Source organism: Rathayibacter sp. AY1B5 (assembly GCF_002932795.1).
Taxonomy (GTDB): domain Bacteria; phylum Actinomycetota; class Actinomycetes; order Actinomycetales; family Microbacteriaceae; genus Rathayibacter.
In genome coordinates, this window is sequence record NZ_PSWM01000002.1 from 40,335 (window position 1) to 55,291 (window position 14,957).

Here is a 14,957-nt window from a genome sequence, read left to right on the forward strand (position 1 = left end):
GGCGCGCACCACCCGGGTACCGGACGGATGCGTCCGCCACTCCGCGGGCGCCCCCGACCGAGAGGTGACCGTGACCATCGACATCACGACCCCCGCCACGACCGCCGCCGACGCCGTCCGCCGAGCGCGGACCGCGTTCTCCGCGTGGGCCGCCACCGCGCCCGCCGAGCGCGGCGCCCTCCTCCGAGCCGCCGCCCACCGCGTGGCCGAGCGCGAGCAGGAGCTCGCCGACCTCAACACTCGGGAGACCGGCAAGCCCGCCGGCGACGCCCTGGGCGGCGTCCGCGCCGGTGTCGACACGCTGCTCCAGTACGCCGAGCTCGGCCCGCTGCACCGGGGGAAGAGCCTGCGCGGAGGTGCCCTCAACGTCGATCTGGCCCTGCCGCACCCGCGCGGCGTCGTGCTCGCCCTCACTCCGTGGAACGACCCGGTCGCCGTCGCCGCGGGCCTCCTGGGCGCCGCGATCGTCTCCGGGGACGTCGTCGTGCACAAGCCGAGCGAGCGCAGCCCGGGCACGGGCGCCCTCTTCACGAGCATCCTCGCCGAGGCGCTGCCCGACGGGGTGCTGACCCTGGTCGAGGGCGACGGGGCGGTCGGCGACGAGCTGGCGCGCACGGAGGGCGTCGATGTCCTCGCCCACGTCGGCTCGACCGCCACCGGTCGCGCGCTCGCCCGGGTCGCCGCCGTCACCGGCGCGCACGTGATCCTCGAGAACGGCGGCAACGACGCGCTCGTCGTCGACCGCGACGTCGACCCGGTCTGGGCCGCCGAGCAGGCCGCGCTCGGCGCCTTCGCCAACGCCGGACAGATCTGCACCTCCGTCGAGCGGATCTACGTGCACCGCGACATCGCCGAGGCGTTCACGGCGGCGCTCGTCGCCGAGGCCGACCGCTGGAGCGCCGGCCCGCTCCCCCGCCTCGTCGACGCCCGCATGCGCGACGCCGTCCACGAGCACGTCACGGAGGCGCTCGGCAGCGGCGCGCGCGCCCTCACCGGCGGCACCCCCGGGGACGGCACCTTCTACCCCGCGACCGTCCTGGCCGACTGCACCGAGTCGATGCTGGTGATGACGGAGGAGACCTTCGGGCCCGTCGCGCCGATCCGCGTCGTCGACTCCTTCGACGAGGGCCTGGACCTGGCCGCCGCGAGCCCCTACGGCCTGGCCGCCTCGATCCTCACCGCCGACATGGAGCACGCCCACCGCGCCGCGGCGACGCTGCCGGTCGGCACCGTCAAGGTCAACGGCGTCTTCGGAGGAGCGCCGGGCGGCAGCGCCCAGCCCCGCGGCGCCTCGGGCTCCGGCTTCGGCTACGGCCCGGAGCTGCTCGACGAGATGACCACCACCACGGTCGTCCACTTCGGCCTCCCGGTGCTGCCCGGCGGTGCCCGATGAGCCTCGAGGGCTCGGCGCTCCAGCGGGCGAGCGCGCTCCTGGCGCACGTCCGGGAGCGCCCGCCGGTGGTCGCCGTGATCGGGGACCTCATCCTCGACTCCTGGTGGCTCGGCGAGGCGGAGCGCGTCACGCGGGAGGCGCCGGCGCCGGTTCTGCGGCTCGAGGACGTCGTCGACGTCGCGGGCGGGGCCGCCAACACCGCCGCCAACCTGCGCGCGCTGGGCGCCGTCGTCCGCACCGTCGGCGTGGCCGGACGCGACTCCGAGGGCGATCGACTGCTGCGCGCCCTCGAGCGGGCCGGCCTGGACACCTCCCGGGTCGTCCGCACCGGCGCCGCGACGACGATCAAGACCCGCGTGGTCGGCGGCGACAGCGTGATGCTGCGCGTCGACTCCGGCCCGCACCGCCCGGCCGACGACGAGCTGGCCCTGCTCGCCGGTGCCGCCGCCGAGGCCGCCGCGGGCGCCGACGCCGTCCTGGTCTGCGACTACGGCTCGGGGATCCTCCGGGAGGCCGTCGAGCGCCTGCTCGCCGTCGAGCGCCCGGGCCTCCTGGTGATCGATGCGCACGAGCTCGCCGACTGGGCCTCCGCCCGGCCGGACCTCGTCACCCCGAACGCCAAGGAGGCGGAGCGGCTGCTCGGCGCCTCCCTCGGCCGCGGGACGGAGCGGGCCGCCGCCGTGCGCGACGCCGCCGAGGAACTGCGCGCGCGCTCGGGCGCCCGGCACGTCGTGGTCACCCTCGACCGGGACGGCTCCACCGCCCTCGACGCCGACGGCACGGTCAGCCGCACCTTCGCGCAGCCCGCGGAGGAGAAGCAGGCGTCGGGCGCCGGCGACACCTTCGCCGCGACCGCCACCCTGGCCCTCGCGGCCGGCCGCTCCCTGGCCACCGCCGTCGATCTGGCGCAGGCCGCCGCCGACGTGGTCGTGCAGCGCCCCGGCACCTCGGTCTGCTCGGGCGACGACCTGCTCGCCTCCCTCGCCGCTCCCGGCGCCGTCGTGCTCGGCGAGGACGCCCTCGTCGAGGTCCTCGCGGAGCAGTCGCGCCGCGGACGCCGCGTGGTCTTCACCAACGGCTGCTTCGACGTCCTGCACCGCGGCCACACGGCGTATCTCCGCCAGGCCCGCGAGCTCGGCGACGTGCTCGTGGTCGCGGTGAACGACGACGACTCCGTCCGGCGGCTCAAGGGCGAGGGACGGCCGATCAACCCGGAGGGCGACCGCGCCGGCGTGATCGCCGAGCTGGGCTGCGTCGACTACGTGACCCTCTTCGGCGGAGACACCCCCATCCCGCTGCTCGAGCGCGTGCAGCCCGACGTCTACGTGAAGGGCGGAGACTACAACCCCGACATGCTCGCGGAGGCCGCCGTCGTCCGATCCTACGGAGGCGTCGTCACCACCGTCGGCTACGTCTCGGAGCACTCCACGACCGAGATGGTGCAGCGCATCCGATCGGCCGCGCCGTGACCAGCCGCCGGTGGTCCGGGCGCTGGGGGATCCCCGAGGCTCCCCGGCAGCCGCTGATCGACGTGCTGGTGCCGACGGTCGGCCGCCGTGCCGAGCTCGCCGCCACGCTCGCCGGACTCGCCGCCCAGGACGAACCGCCCTTCCGCGTGATCGTCAGCGACCAGTCCGACGACGCGGTCGCCGAGAGCGACCCGACGATCCTCGCGATGCTGCGTGTGCTGGAGGCGCAGGGCCGGGCTCCGGTGGTGCGCCGCCACCTGCCCCGGCGCGGGCTCGCGGAGCAGAGGCACTACCTCCTCTCCCTCGCCACCGCCCCCGCCGTCCTCTTCCTCGACGACGACGTGTGGCTCGAGCCGGGCACGCTCTCGCGGCTGCACGAGGCTCTCGAGCGCCTCGACTGCGGCTTCGTCGGCTCCGCGGTGCAGGGCCTGTCCTACCTCGAGGACGTGCGCCCGCACGAGACCGAGTCGTTCAAGACCTGGGAGGAGCGCGTCGAGCCCGAGCGGGTGCGGCGCGGAACCCCTGAGTTCGAGCGCTGGCCGCTCCACAACGCGGCCAACCTCACCCACGTCGCCGCCCGCCTCGACGTCCCGGAGGGCGCCTGGCGCGCGTACCGGGTCGCCTGGCTGGGCGCCTGCGTCCTCTACCGCCGCGACGCCCTCCTGGACGTCGGCGGCTTCGACTTCTGGGAGCAGCTGCCCCCGGAGCACAGCGGTGAGGACGTCGCCGCGCAGTGGCGCGTCATGGAGCGCTTCGGCGGCGCGGGCCTCGTGCCCAGCGGTGCCGTGCACCTCGAGACGCCCACGACGGTCACCGACCGGCGCGTCGACGCCTTCGACCGGCTCTTCGCCGAAGAGCACTCGTAACACTCAGCAAGGCGACGAAAGGACAGCACGATGGACGCACCCAACCCGATCCAGATCCAGAAGTACCTCTCGGGCATCGACTACCCCGCCTCGAAGGACACGATCGTCGAGACCGCCGAGAAGGAGGGCGCGGACGGCGACGTCCTCGAGGCCCTCCGTGCGATCCCGGACGGCGACTACGAGAAGCCCACTGACGTGAGCTCGGCCGTCTCGAAGGTCTGACACCCTCCGCGAGACGCCTCTCCGGTACGCGGCAGGCCGTGCCGACCGTACCGGAGGGGCGTCTCGCGAGCGGCGACCGGCCGATGCGGAGAGCAGGGGTCAGGCGGAGGCGTGCTCGCGCAGGACGCCGGACTCGAGCGCCTGGAACGAGAGCACCTTGTAGCCCTCGGACTCGAAGAAGATCGTCGCCCGGTCGGCCTCCACGCTCATCACGGTGCCGGCGCCCCACTCGCGGTGCTCCACCGACTCGTCGACGCTCAGAGGGGCGTCCACAGGCGCCTCCTCGGTCCCGCCGCTCGCCTCGTGCCGCTCGCAGCCGTCGCAGTTGCCGCACCACTCGGCCGACTCCACGCCGAAGTAGTCCAGCAGGACCCGGCGGCGGCACTGGCTGGTCTCCGCGTACGCGCGCATCATCGACAGGCGCGACTCCGCGATCCGCTCACGGGAGGCCAGAGCCTCCTTCACCGCGTGCACGGCCTCGTCGCCGGAGGCCTCGCGCGTCGCGCGCAGTCCGGAGCCGGTCTCCACCAGCCCCGCGTCCGCGAGGTCGTTGACGATCCGGGCGATCGTGCGGGCCGGCTTCCCCAGCTCCTTCGCGAGCGCCGCGGAGTCGAGCCCCGGCTGCTCCGAGACGGCCGCCCAGATCACGCGCAGCGCGGCCTTGTCGACCGAGCGCTTGGCGAAGAAGCGGCGGAGCCCCAGGTCCTCCGCACGGTAGTGCAGCGCGCCCGTGGCGGGCTCGCCGTCGCGGCCCGCGCGGCCGATCTCCTGGTAGTAGGCGTCGAGCGACTCGGTGGTCGTGGCGTGCAGCACGAAGCGCACGTCGGCCCGGTCGATGCCCATCCCGAACGCCGAGGTCGCGACGACGACGTCGAGCTCGCCCGCGCGCCACTGCTCGTGCACGACCTTCCGCTCGGACACCTTGAGCCCGGCGTGGTACGCCGCGACCCGGCGCCCCTCCGCCGCGATGTCGGCCGCGTAGGCCTCCGTCTCCTTGCGGGTGGCCACGTAGACCAGGCCCGGAGCGGTCCAGCTGCGCGCCTCCTCGACCACGGCGGCACGCTTCTCGTTCTCGCTCTCGTGGCGGTGCACCACCAGCCGGATCTCCGGACGGTCGACGCCGTGCACCTGGATCTCGGGGTCGGTCATCCGGAGGCGCTCGATGATCTCGTCGCGCACCGGCCCGGAGGCGGTGGCGGTCATCGCGAGCACCGGCGGGTCTCCGAGCTCGCCGCGCACATCGGCCAGGCGGAGGTAGTCGGGGCGGAAGTCGTGACCCCAGGAGGAGACGCAGTGCGCCTCGTCGACGACCAGCAGCGACACTCCCGCGGCCGCCAGCCGCGCCACGTTCTCGGGCTTGGCGAGCTGCTCGGGTGCCAGGAGCACGTAGAGCGGGCCGCCCTCGTCGATCCGGTCCCAGGCACGGGCGACGGCCGCGGCGCCCTGGGAGGAGTTGATCGCGACCGCGGGAGGCGCCGCCGGAGCCGCCTCGATCGCGGCGAGCTGGTCGGCCTGCAGGGCGACGAGCGGGGAGACGACCAGGACGACGCCGCCGCGCTCGGCTCCGGCGATCTGGTAGACCGCGGACTTGCCGCCGCCCGTCGCCAGCACCAGCAGCGTGTCGCGCCCGGAGGCCGCCGACTCGATCGCCTCGCGCTGACCGGGGAGCAGCGACGACCAGCCGAAGTCCTCCCGGGCGATGCGGCTGACGGAGTCGGTGCGGGAGGAGTTCATAGCTCGACGCTACGACCAGACCGCTTCGGAGGCAGTCCGCTTGACAGCGCCGGGGAGCACGGTGAAGGAGCGTCGTCCGCCCTGGCGGCCCGCCTCTGCCCGCCCGTGGCCGCGCTGTCAACGTCCTGCGGAGGGACTCGTCGCGTGCTGGGCTGGAGCACCGACGAGAGGAGCCGACATGGCCGACCAGAACGTGAACGAGGACCTTCCCGGATCCGGCGGCGACGCCGTCCCGAACACCGGCGGCGCGCAGACGGTGCTGCCCGGCGAGGACGCGGCCGACGCCTCCGCTGCGGGGGCCGCTCCCGGGGGCACCGCGATCGACCGCGGCGTCACCGACGCCGTGACCGACGGCGACAGCGGAGGAGACACCGTCTCCGGCGACGCCGACCTGCCCGACGAGACCGAGGGCGCCGTCGGCAGCGACCCGGCGAGCACCGACTGACGTCCCGCTCGGACGCGTCCGGCCCGCGGGATCCGAGGATCCGCGCGGGCCGGCGACGTCGCTGCGCCGAGGAGGACCCGGGCTCAGCGTCGGACGACCACCGGGTTGAACAGCGTGCCGATGCCCTCGACGTCCACCGCGACGGTGTCCCCGTTCGCGATCGGCCCGACGCCGGCGGGCGTCCCGGTGAGGATCACGTCCCCGGGGAGCAGCGTGAAGATGCGCGAGACGTAGGCCACGAGCTCGGGCACCCCGTGGATCATGTCGCCGGTGCTGCCCGACTGCTGCACGCGCCCGTTGACGCGCGTCTCGATGGCGCTCTCGTTCCAGACGAACTCGGTCTCGATGACCGGGCCGAGCGGGCAGAAGGTGTCGTAGCCCTTCGCCCGCGCCCACTGGCCGTCGGAGCGCTGGAGGTCGCGCGCGGTGACGTCGTTGGCGATCGTGTACCCGAAGACCACGTCCTCGTAGTCCTCCGCGCGGACGTTGCGGGCCACGGCGCCGATCACGATCGCCAGCTCGCCCTCGAACTCCACCTGCTGGCTGTCCTCGGGGAGGACGATCGCCTCGTCCGGGCCGATCACCGAGGTGTTCGGCTTGAGGAACACCAGCGGCTCCGCCGGGGCGTCGCCGCCCATCTCGGCCGCGTGGTCGGCGTAGTTCTTCCCGATGCCGACGACCTTGGAGCGCGGGATCACCGGCGCGAGGAGCTTCGCCTCCGCGATCGGGATGCGCTCCCCCGTGGTGTCGAACCCGGCGAACATCGGGTCGCCGGCGAGCACGACCAGGTCGTCCTCGTCCACGATCCCGAAGTGGATCGCTCCCCCGTTGTCCCCGTCGCGCTGCGTGGCGAATCGTGCGATCTTCATGCGTCCAGCCTCGTCATCCATCCGTGCGTGTCCTCGCGGCGTCCGTACTGGATGCCGGTCAGCTCCTCGCGGAGCGACATCGTGAGCTCCCCTGCGGGCGCGCCCTCGCGGCCGACGGAGAAGCCCTCGCCCTTGAGCTCGGCGATCGGGGTGATCACGGCGGCGGTCCCGCAGGCGAACACCTCGACCACGTCGCCGGAGGCCACTCCGTCCCGCCACTCGTCGATGCTCACGCGGCGCCGCTCGACGCGGTGGCCGCGGTCCTCGGCGAGCTGCAGGACGCTGTCGCGCGTGATGCCCTCGAGGATCGAGTCCGACTCCGGGGTCACCAGCGTGCCGTCCTTCTTGACCAGGACCACGTTCATGCCGCCGAGCTCCTCGATCCACTGCGACTCCTGCGAGTCGAGGAAGAGGACCTGCGCGCAGCCGTGGCTGTAGGCCTCCTGCTGCGGGAGGAGGGAGGAGGCGTAGTTGCCACCCGTCTTCGCCGCCCCGGTGCCGCCCTTGCCCGCCCGGGCGTAGGAGGTGGAGAGCCAGATCGACACGGGGGCGACGCCGCCGGAGAAGTAGGCGCCGGCGGGGCTGGCGATCACGTAGTAGCCGACGTCCTCGGCCGCGCGCACGCCGAGGAACGCCTCCTGCGCGAACATGAACGGGCGCAGGTACAGGCTGGTCTCCGGCTCCGAGGGGACCCAGTCGCCGTCGACGGCGATCAGCTGCCGCAGCGACTCGACGAAGAGGTCCGTCGGGAGCTCCGGCAGCGCGAGGCGGCGGGCCGAGCGCTGCAGGCGCCGCGCGTTCGCCTCGGGGCGGAAGGTCCAGACGGAGCCGTCCTCGTGGCGGTAGGCCTTCATGCCCTCGAAGATCTCCTGCGCGTAGTGCAGGACGGCGGCGGCGGGGTCGAGCGCGAGCGGACCGTAGGGCTCGACGCGGGCGTCGTGCCAGCCGTCCGCGCGGGTCCAGCGGAGGCCGACCATGTGGTCGGTGAAGTGCATGCCGAAGCCGGGGTTCGCGAGGATCCGGGCGCGCTCCTCCTCGGAGCGGGGCGCGGGAGCGGCGGTCACCTCGAAGGCGAGGTCGGCGGGGGCGGAGTCGGTGCTCATCGTGGTGGTGTCCTTCTGCGGGGGATCAGCGGAGGCGGGCGACGACGGAGTCGCCGATCGCGGCCGTGGAGCGCGGGGTGCCGTCGCGCGACTCGATGTCGGCGGTCACGGCCGCGGTGACGCGGGCGGCCTCGTCGCTCCGGCCGAGGTGGTCCAGCAGCATCGCCGCCGAGAGGATCGCGGCGGTCGGGTCGGCGAGCTGCCGTCCGGCGATGTCGGGCGCGGATCCGTGGACCGGCTCGAACATGCTGGGGAACGCGCCGTCGGGGTTGATGTTGCCCGAGGCCGCGAGTCCGATGCCGCCGCTGATCGCGCCGGCCAGATCGGTCAGGATGTCGCCGAAGAGGTTGTCGGTGACGATGACGTCGAACCTAGCAGGGTCGGTCACGAGGAAGATCGTAGCGGCGTCCACGTGGAGGTAGTCGACGGCCACGTCCTCGAAGGCGGCCCCCACCTCGTCGACGATCCGCTTCCAGAGCGAGCCGGAGAAGACGAGGACGTTCGTCTTGTGAACGAGGGTCAGCCGGGAGCGGCGGGCGCGGGCGAGCTCGAACGCGTGGCGGACGACGCGCTCGACCCCGTAGGCGGTGTTGACCGACACCTCGTTGGCGACCTCGTGCGGAGTGCCCTGCCGGATCGAGCCGCCGGTGCCGACGTAGGGCCCCTCCGTGCCCTCGCGGACGACCACGAAGTCGACCTCGCCGGGAGCCGCGAGCGGCGAGGGGACGCCCGCGTAGAGACGGGTGGGCCGCAGGTTGACGTAGTGGTCGAGCTCGAAGCGCAGCCGCAGCAGCAGCCCGCGCTCGATGTTCGCGTCCCGGAGGCGGGGGTCGCCCGGTGCTCCGCCGACGGCGCCGAGGAGGATCGCGTCGTGCCCCGCGATCGCCGCCAGGTCCTCGTCGGTGAGGACGTCGCCGGTCTCGAGGTAGCGGGCGGCCCCGAGCGAGAAGGTGGTCGTCTCGAGCACCAGGTCGGAGTCGGCGGTGACGGCGTCGAGGACCTTGACGGCCTCGGCGGTCACCTCGGGCCCGATCCCGTCTCCGGGGATGACGGCGAGCTTCACGGTGCGGGGCATGGCAGTCCTCAGGCGTACGGGGTCGGAGTCCCCTCAGCGTACTCGCGGCCCGCCCGCGCCGCGGTCCGGGGCACGCGCCCCCCGCCGGGCGGCCTCCCGCGGGAGGAGCGGAGGAGCGTCAGCTCCGGCGGAGGCGCCAGGCGCCGACCGCGGCGGCGGCCAGCACGAGGACGACGCCCAGCCAGGCCGACCAGCCGACGCCCGAGTCGAACGCCGCGCTCGCCGACGCGACGAGGCTCGCGGCGGAGTCGGCGGGCAGCTCGCCGGCGACCGAGACGGCGCCGCCGAGGGTCTCTCCGGCCCGCTGCGCCTGCGCGGCGTCGAGGCCCTCGGGCAGCACGACTCCCCCGCGGTACACGGCGGTGAGGACGGTCCCGAGCGTCGCGGTGCCGAGGACGGCGCCGAGCTCGTAGGCGGTCTCGGAGACGGCGGAGGCGGCGCCGGCCTTGTCGGCGGGCGCGTTGGCCAGGATCAGCTCGTTCGACACCGTCTCGGCCGCGCCGATGCCCAGGCCGAGGAACGCGAAGGCGACCGCGACGGTGAGCGCCGACGCTCCTCCGGGCGCCCCGCTGCCGAGGGCCAGCAGGATGTAGCCGACGGCCGAGACCAGCAGTCCGGCCGGCACGACGAGGCGCGGAGCGACGCGGCGCGCGATCGGCACCACGCCCAGCCCGGCCAGGATCATCACGGCGAGGCCCGGCACGAGCACGAGGCCCGCCTCCAGGGGCGAGAGCCCGACCACGAGCTGCAGGTGCTGCGACAGGAAGAAGAGCCCGCCGACCAGCGCGGTCACGCTGAGCAGGTTGACCACGATCGCTGCGCTGAACGAGCCGCGGCGGAAGAGCGAGAGGTCGAGCATCGGCGAGACCCGGCGCTGCTGGCGGCGGACGAACAGCACTCCCGAGACGACGCCCACGACGAGCGCCGCGACGCCGACCACGTCGATCCCGTGCTCGGCGAAGGACTTCACCGCGTAGACCACGGGCGCCATGGTCGCCAGCGACAGCAGGATGCTGACCACGTCGACCGGGCCGGGCTGCGGGTCGCGCGATTCCGGCACCAGGATCGGCACGAGGACCACGAGCGGGAGCAGCACGGGCACCGCGAGCAGGAACACCGACCCCCAGGGGAAGTGCTCGAGCAGCACTCCGCCGACGAGCGGGCCGATGCCCGAGCCCACCGCGAAGCCGGTCGCCCAGATCGCGATCGCCAGGCGGCGCTGGTCGCGGTTCGGGAAGACGCTGCGCAGGAGCGACAGCGTCGAGGGCATCAGCATCGCGCCGAAGAAGCCCAGCGCCGCGCGGGCGCCGATGAGCGCCGCGGCGGTGGGAGCGAACGCGGCCACGACCGAGACGGCGGCGAAGCCGACCGCGCCGACCATGAGGAGGCGCCGTCGCCCGACGCGGTCGCCCAGACTGCCCATCGCCACCAGCAGGCCCGCGAGCACCAGCGGGTAGGCGTCGACGATCCACAGCAGCTCGGTGCCGGTGGGGCCCAGGTCCTCGGCGATCGAGGGGAGCGCGAAGTTCAGCACCGTGTTGTCGACCGAGACCAGCAGCACCGGGAGCATCAGCACCGCGAGCGCCACCCAGGCGCGTCGCCCGACCCGCTCGGCGGCGCCGGTGGTGTCGTGGGTGGAGACGGGAGCGGTGCGCGCGGACACGGGGACGACCTTTCGGGAGGGGAACGGAGCGAGTATACCGTCCAGCCGGTACAGTCGCCACCGATCCGCCGTAGGATGGTCGTCGTGCCTCCCGCCCCCGCCCGCGACCGCGTCCTCGACGCGTTCGAGCAGCTCCTCACCGAGCAGGGCGAGCGCGCCGCGACCCTCGACGCCGTCGCCCGTGAGGCCGGAGTCTCCAAGGGCGGGCTGCTCTACCACTTCCCCTCGAAGGACGCCCTCGTCGACGGGCTCCTGCAGCGCCTCGACGCGCGGCGGGAGGAGGACGTCGCGCAGAGCCTCGCCGCTCCCGAGGGCGTGGTCGCCTACCTGCTGCGCACCTCCTTCGCCGCCGACTCGGCCTTCGACCGCACGATCCTCGCCGTCTCGCGCATCGCGCAGGGTCACGACGAGCGCGCCAGCGGCGGCCTCGCGCGGATCCACGACAGCTGGAACGAGGTGGTCGCCGACGCCGTGGGCGACCCGCTCGTCGCCCGCGCGATCGTCCTGATGAGCGACGGGCTCTACTACAACTCCGCGCTGCTCCCCACGGGCACGCAGTCGCGCGGCGAGGCCGAGGACGTCCTCGCGGTCGTCCAGCGCCTCCTCGGGAGCTGAGCCGCGCCGCCCCCGGCGGACCCGCTACAGCTCGACGACCCCGTCGATCAGGGTCACCGTCGCGCCGCCGATCCAGATCTCGCCGCCCGCGCCCTCGACGCGCACCCGCCCGGCGCGGCCGATCGCCGCTCCCTGGGCCGCGGTGTAGCGCTCGGGCAGCACACCGCTGCCGATCAGCCACTGGGCGATCCCCGCGTTGAGGCTGCCCGTCACCGGGTCCTCGGCCACTCCGGCGTCCGGGATGAACGCCCGCACCTCGATCGCGCACCCGTCTCCCGCCGGATGCTCGCCCACGACGCCGACGGGGAGCCCGGCGAGCAGCGCCTGGTCCGGCCGCAGCGCGAGGACCTGCTCCGCCGAGGCGAGCCGCACGGCCAGCCAGCCGGGACCGTTGTCGACCCACTCGTGGTCGAGGATCTCCGCGCGCGGGATCCGCAGCGCCGCGGCCACCCGCTGGAGCGTCGCCTCGTCGACCGGTCCGGTCCGCAGCCGGGGCGGCGCGGCGAAGGCGATGCCCTCCTCCGTCACCCGCAGCCGGACGAGGCCCGCGGCGCACTCCTGCACGAGCTCCCCGGCCGCGCGGGCCGTCCCTCCGGCCGCGAGCCAGGCGTGCGCGCTCCCGAGGGTGGGGTGCCCGGCGAAGGGCAGCTCCCCGCCCGGCGTGAAGATCCGCAGCCGGTAGTCGGCCGCGGGGTCGCGGGGACGGAGGAGGAAGGTCGTCTCGGAGAGGTTCGTCCAGCGCGCGAACTCCGCCATCGCCGCGTCGCCCACCCCGTCGCCGTCCACGACGACCGCCACCGGGTTGCCCCGGAACGGCGCGGCGCCGAAGACGTCGACCTGAGCGAACCGCCGCGTGCTCACTGCTCGGTGATGTCGATCTCCTGCATGAGATCGGCGTCGATCGCGACACGGACCTTCTCGAGCAGGCCGTCGGGGGCGGGAGAGTCGATGGTGATCACCGAGAGGGCCTTGCCGCCCGCCTCGGTGCGCGCGATCTGCATGCCCGCGATGTTGACCGAGGCGTCGCCGAACTCGCGGCCGTAGACCGCGACGATCCCGGGGCGGTCGACGTAGCTCATCACGACGAGGTGCTTCGCGAGGGGGACCTCGACGTCGTAGCCGTTGATCGCCACGATCTTCTCGACCTGCTTGGTGCCGGTCAGCGTGCCCGAGACCGAGATCTGCGAGCCGTCGGAGAGAGCGCCGCGCAGCGTGATCACGTTGCGGTACTCGTCCGAGACCGGCTCCGTGATCAGGCGCACCTCGATGCCGCGCTGCTCCGCGAGCACCGGCGCGTTGACGTAGGACACCGTCTCCGAGACCACGTTGGTGAACACGCCCTTGAGCGCCGCGAGCTTGAGGACCTTCACGTCGTAGCCGGCGAGCTCGCCGCGCACCTCGATGTCGATGGAGGTGACCGGCGAGTCCGCGAGGCCCGAGAAGACCTGGCCGAGCTTCTCGACCAGCGGGATGCCGGGGCGCACGTACTCGTCGATCACGCCGCCGGCGACGTTCACGGCGTCCGGCACGAGCTCGCCCGAGAGCGCGAGGCGCACCGAGCGGGCGACCGAGACGCCCGCCTTCTCCTGCGCCTCGTCGGTCGAGGCCCCGAGGTGCGGAGTGACGACCACGTTCTCGAGGGCGAGCAGCGGCGAGCCGGTCGGCGGCTCCTTCACGAACACGTCGAGTCCGGCGCCGGCGATGGTCTTCGCGACGAGCGCGCGGTGCAGCGCGTCCTCGTCGATGAGACCGCCGCGGGCCACGTTCACGATGAACGCCGACGGCTTCATCAGCGCCAGCTGCTCGTCCGAGATCATGCCCGTCGTCTCGGGCGTCCTCGGCATGTGGATCGTGATGAAGTCGCTCTCGGCCAGCAGCTCCTCGAGGGAGAGGAGCGTGACGCCGAGCTGCTGCGCGCGGGCGCTGGTCACGTAGGGGTCGTAGGCGACGACGTTCACGCCGAAGGCCTGCAGGCGCGCGGTGATCAGCGCGCCGATGCGGCCGAGGCCGATGATGCCGACGGTCTTCTCGTAGAGCTCGACGCCGGTGTACTTCGAGCGCTTCCAGAGGCCCTGCGCGAGCGCGCTGTGCGCGGCGGGGATGTGGCGGGCGAGGCTCAGGATGTGTCCGACGGTGAGCTCGGCCGCCGAGATGATGTTCGAGGTCGGCGCGTTCACGACCATGACGCCCGCGGCGGTCGCGGCGGTGATGTCGACGTTGTCCAGGCCCACCCCGGCGCGGGCGATCACCTGGAGGGAGGGGGCCGCGGCGATCGCCTCCGCGTCGACCTGCGTCGCGGAGCGCACGAGGATCGCGTGCGCGGTGGCGAGGGCCTCGAGCAGAGCCGGGCGGTCGGTGCCGTCCACGGAGCGGATCTCGAAGTCGGGACCGAGCGCGTCCACGGTGGCGGGCGAGAGTTCTTCGGCGATCAGGACGACCGGCTTTGTCACGAGAGGCGCTTCCTTCGGAGAGGGGACGGAGCGGGCACCGAGGCGGGGGCGACGGCAGCCCCCCGACACTGTAGCGGAGGGGCGCGCGCGCCCCGCGCCGTGTGACGCCGCCGGTCAGCTCAGCGAGACCAGGCTCTCGACGCCGAGGACGAGCTGCACGTCGAGCGAGAGCGCCGCCGAGAGGCAGAGCGCCGCCGCGAGCAGTCCGACGCGCGCCGGGAGCCCCCGGCGGCGCCCGAGCAGGACGGCGGCGACGAAGCAGGCGACCGGCAGCACCAGGCCGAGCAGGAGCACCGTCCAGCCCGTCGGATTCAGATCGGTGCCGAGGGAGGCTGCGTAGCTTCGCAGGCCGATCAGGTTGCCGACCGCCTCCCAGACGTCCCAGGCGAAGAAGAGCGCGAACACCACGGCGACGAGGACGGAGGCCGCCAGGCGCCGGCCGGGCCGGTCGCGGCGGCCGGTCCCGCCGAGGGTGGCCCGGGTCGAGTCGGTCATCACGCCCCCTTCAGGAACGGCAGCGGAGCGAGGAGGACGAGGCCCGCGACCAGCCAGAGCACGCGGGTGCGCACCCGGGCGTCGCGGGTGGCGAGGAGCACCACGGCGAACCACACCGGCGGCGCCAGCACGGCCAGCCCGAGCCCGAGCGAGTAGAGGGCGCCGCCGAGCGCATCGCCCGCGAAGCCGGCCGCGGCGACCGGCGACTGCCGCGTCGCCGTGATCGCCCAGGCGATGGCGTACAGGAGGTAGAGTCCGGCCGCGATGCCCGCGGCGATCAGCAGAGCGGAGGAGGACGCGGCCTCGTCGGCGGGGTCCTCGTCGTCGGAGCCGTCGTCGTCGGAGCCGTCGTCCGCCGTGCCCGCCCCGGCGACCGTGCGGGTCGTCCGGCGCACGCGCGCCGTCCCCGCGGCGAGCGTCGGGTCCGCGCCCTCGCCCGCCCACTCCAGGGCCTCGTCGTCGGCGTCGTCCTCCGGGCCGGTGTCCGGCCCGCGGTCCACCGGCGGGATCGCCGCGTCGTCGTCCTCCGGGGAGCGGCCCGGTCCACCATCGATCACC

General features: G+C 74.1%; 15 protein-coding genes. 6 read left to right on the forward strand and 9 right to left on the reverse strand.

Annotation, left to right across the window (positions count from 1 at the left end):
• The first annotated feature begins 70 nt into the window (after positions 1-70).
• From C5D44_RS02290 to C5D44_RS02305, 4 genes are read left to right on the forward strand one after another with little or no spacing between them, the layout of a single operon-like run.
• The gene (locus tag C5D44_RS02290) at positions 71-1,393 is read left to right on the forward strand and encodes an aldehyde dehydrogenase (protein WP_258067850.1); all 1,323 of its coding nucleotides are present in this window, start codon (positions 71-73) and stop codon (positions 1,391-1,393) included.
• A complete protein-coding gene (rfaE2, locus tag C5D44_RS02295; RefSeq protein ID WP_104280716.1) occupies positions 1,390-2,862 on the forward strand; it encodes a D-glycero-beta-D-manno-heptose 1-phosphate adenylyltransferase in 1,473 nt (490 codons plus the stop codon). Before C5D44_RS02290 ends, rfaE2 begins: the two co-directional genes overlap by 4 nt.
• Complete coding sequence (locus C5D44_RS02300; RefSeq protein WP_219815318.1) at positions 2,859-3,728, forward strand: glycosyltransferase family 2 protein; 870 nt, start codon at positions 2,859-2,861, stop codon at positions 3,726-3,728. Before rfaE2 ends, C5D44_RS02300 begins: the two co-directional genes overlap by 4 nt.
• 30 nt (positions 3,729-3,758) lie before the next feature.
• A complete protein-coding gene (locus C5D44_RS02305; RefSeq protein WP_104223528.1) occupies positions 3,759-3,950 on the forward strand; it encodes a DUF2795 domain-containing protein in 192 nt (63 codons plus the stop codon).
• A 99-nt stretch (positions 3,951-4,049) separates the two neighbouring features.
• On the opposite strand, the gene C5D44_RS02310 is transcribed toward C5D44_RS02305, so the two are convergent.
• The gene (locus tag C5D44_RS02310; RefSeq protein WP_104280717.1) at positions 4,050-5,684 is read right to left on the reverse strand and encodes a RecQ family ATP-dependent DNA helicase; all 1,635 of its coding nucleotides are present in this window, start codon (positions 5,682-5,684) and stop codon (positions 4,050-4,052) included.
• Positions 5,685-5,862: 178 nt separating this feature from the next.
• Here C5D44_RS02310 and C5D44_RS02315 point away from each other — a divergent pair, with 178 nt between their 5' ends.
• Positions 5,863-6,129 carry a hypothetical protein gene (locus C5D44_RS02315; RefSeq protein ID WP_104280718.1) on the forward strand — a complete coding sequence of 89 codons (267 nt, stop codon included), beginning with the start codon at positions 5,863-5,865 and terminating at the stop codon, positions 6,127-6,129.
• Between the two features lie 83 nt (positions 6,130-6,212).
• Here C5D44_RS02315 and C5D44_RS02320 read toward each other — a convergent pair whose 3' ends face one another.
• From C5D44_RS02320 to C5D44_RS02335, 4 genes are all read right to left on the reverse strand, one after another.
• Entirely contained in the window at positions 6,213-6,998 is a 786-nt protein-coding gene (locus C5D44_RS02320) for a fumarylacetoacetate hydrolase family protein (protein WP_104233223.1), read from the reverse strand.
• Entirely contained in the window at positions 6,995-8,101 is a 1,107-nt protein-coding gene (locus C5D44_RS02325; RefSeq protein WP_104276167.1) for a branched-chain amino acid aminotransferase, read from the reverse strand. Before C5D44_RS02325 ends, C5D44_RS02320 begins: the two co-directional genes overlap by 4 nt.
• 25 nt (positions 8,102-8,126) lie before the next feature.
• Complete coding sequence (locus C5D44_RS02330) at positions 8,127-9,176, reverse strand: 3-isopropylmalate dehydrogenase (protein ID WP_104280719.1); 1,050 nt, start codon at positions 9,174-9,176, stop codon at positions 8,127-8,129.
• A 118-nt stretch (positions 9,177-9,294) separates the two neighbouring features.
• A complete protein-coding gene (locus tag C5D44_RS02335; RefSeq protein WP_258067852.1) occupies positions 9,295-10,839 on the reverse strand; it encodes an MFS transporter in 1,545 nt (514 codons plus the stop codon).
• Between the two features lie 84 nt (positions 10,840-10,923).
• Here C5D44_RS02335 and C5D44_RS02340 point away from each other — a divergent pair, with 84 nt between their 5' ends.
• Complete coding sequence (locus C5D44_RS02340; RefSeq protein ID WP_258067853.1) at positions 10,924-11,454, forward strand: TetR/AcrR family transcriptional regulator; 531 nt, start codon at positions 10,924-10,926, stop codon at positions 11,452-11,454.
• Positions 11,455-11,478: 24 nt separating this feature from the next.
• Here the strand turns inward: C5D44_RS02340 and C5D44_RS02345 are convergent, their stop codons facing one another.
• The 4 genes from C5D44_RS02345 to C5D44_RS02360 all read right to left on the reverse strand — a co-directional run bounded on the left by C5D44_RS02345 (position 11,479) and on the right by C5D44_RS02360 (position 14,956).
• Positions 11,479-12,315, reverse strand: a complete 837-nt coding sequence (locus C5D44_RS02345; protein WP_104280721.1) for a PhzF family phenazine biosynthesis protein — start codon at positions 12,313-12,315, stop codon at positions 11,479-11,481.
• Positions 12,312-13,904, reverse strand: a complete 1,593-nt coding sequence (gene serA, locus C5D44_RS02350) for a phosphoglycerate dehydrogenase (protein ID WP_104276171.1) — start codon at positions 13,902-13,904, stop codon at positions 12,312-12,314. The genes C5D44_RS02345 and serA overlap by 4 nt, the downstream gene beginning before the upstream one ends.
• A 114-nt stretch (positions 13,905-14,018) precedes the next feature.
• Positions 14,019-14,399, reverse strand: coding sequence for a hypothetical protein (locus C5D44_RS02355; RefSeq protein WP_104276172.1), 381 nt, complete (start codon positions 14,397-14,399; stop codon positions 14,019-14,021).
• Entirely contained in the window at positions 14,399-14,956 is a 558-nt protein-coding gene (locus C5D44_RS02360) for a hypothetical protein (protein ID WP_104280722.1), read from the reverse strand. Before C5D44_RS02360 ends, C5D44_RS02355 begins: the two co-directional genes overlap by 1 nt.
• Between the last annotated feature and the right edge of the window lies 1 nt (position 14,957).

Coding starts and splice junctions, on each gene's coding strand:
- rfaE2 (WP_104280716.1), top strand. CDS start 1,390: ATGAGCCTCGAGGGCTCGGCGCTCCAGCGGGCGAGCGCGCTCCTGGCG.
- C5D44_RS02320 (WP_104233223.1), bottom strand. CDS start 6,998: ATGAAGATCGCACGATTCGCCACGCAGCGCGACGGGGACAACGGGGGA.
- C5D44_RS02325 (WP_104276167.1), bottom strand. CDS start 8,101: ATGAGCACCGACTCCGCCCCCGCCGACCTCGCCTTCGAGGTGACCGCC.
- C5D44_RS02305 (WP_104223528.1), top strand. CDS start 3,759: ATGGACGCACCCAACCCGATCCAGATCCAGAAGTACCTCTCGGGCATC.
- C5D44_RS02355 (WP_104276172.1), bottom strand. CDS start 14,399: ATGACCGACTCGACCCGGGCCACCCTCGGCGGGACCGGCCGCCGCGAC.
- C5D44_RS02315 (WP_104280718.1), top strand. CDS start 5,863: ATGGCCGACCAGAACGTGAACGAGGACCTTCCCGGATCCGGCGGCGAC.
- C5D44_RS02310 (WP_104280717.1), bottom strand. CDS start 5,684: ATGAACTCCTCCCGCACCGACTCCGTCAGCCGCATCGCCCGGGAGGAC.
- C5D44_RS02330 (WP_104280719.1), bottom strand. CDS start 9,176: ATGCCCCGCACCGTGAAGCTCGCCGTCATCCCCGGAGACGGGATCGGG.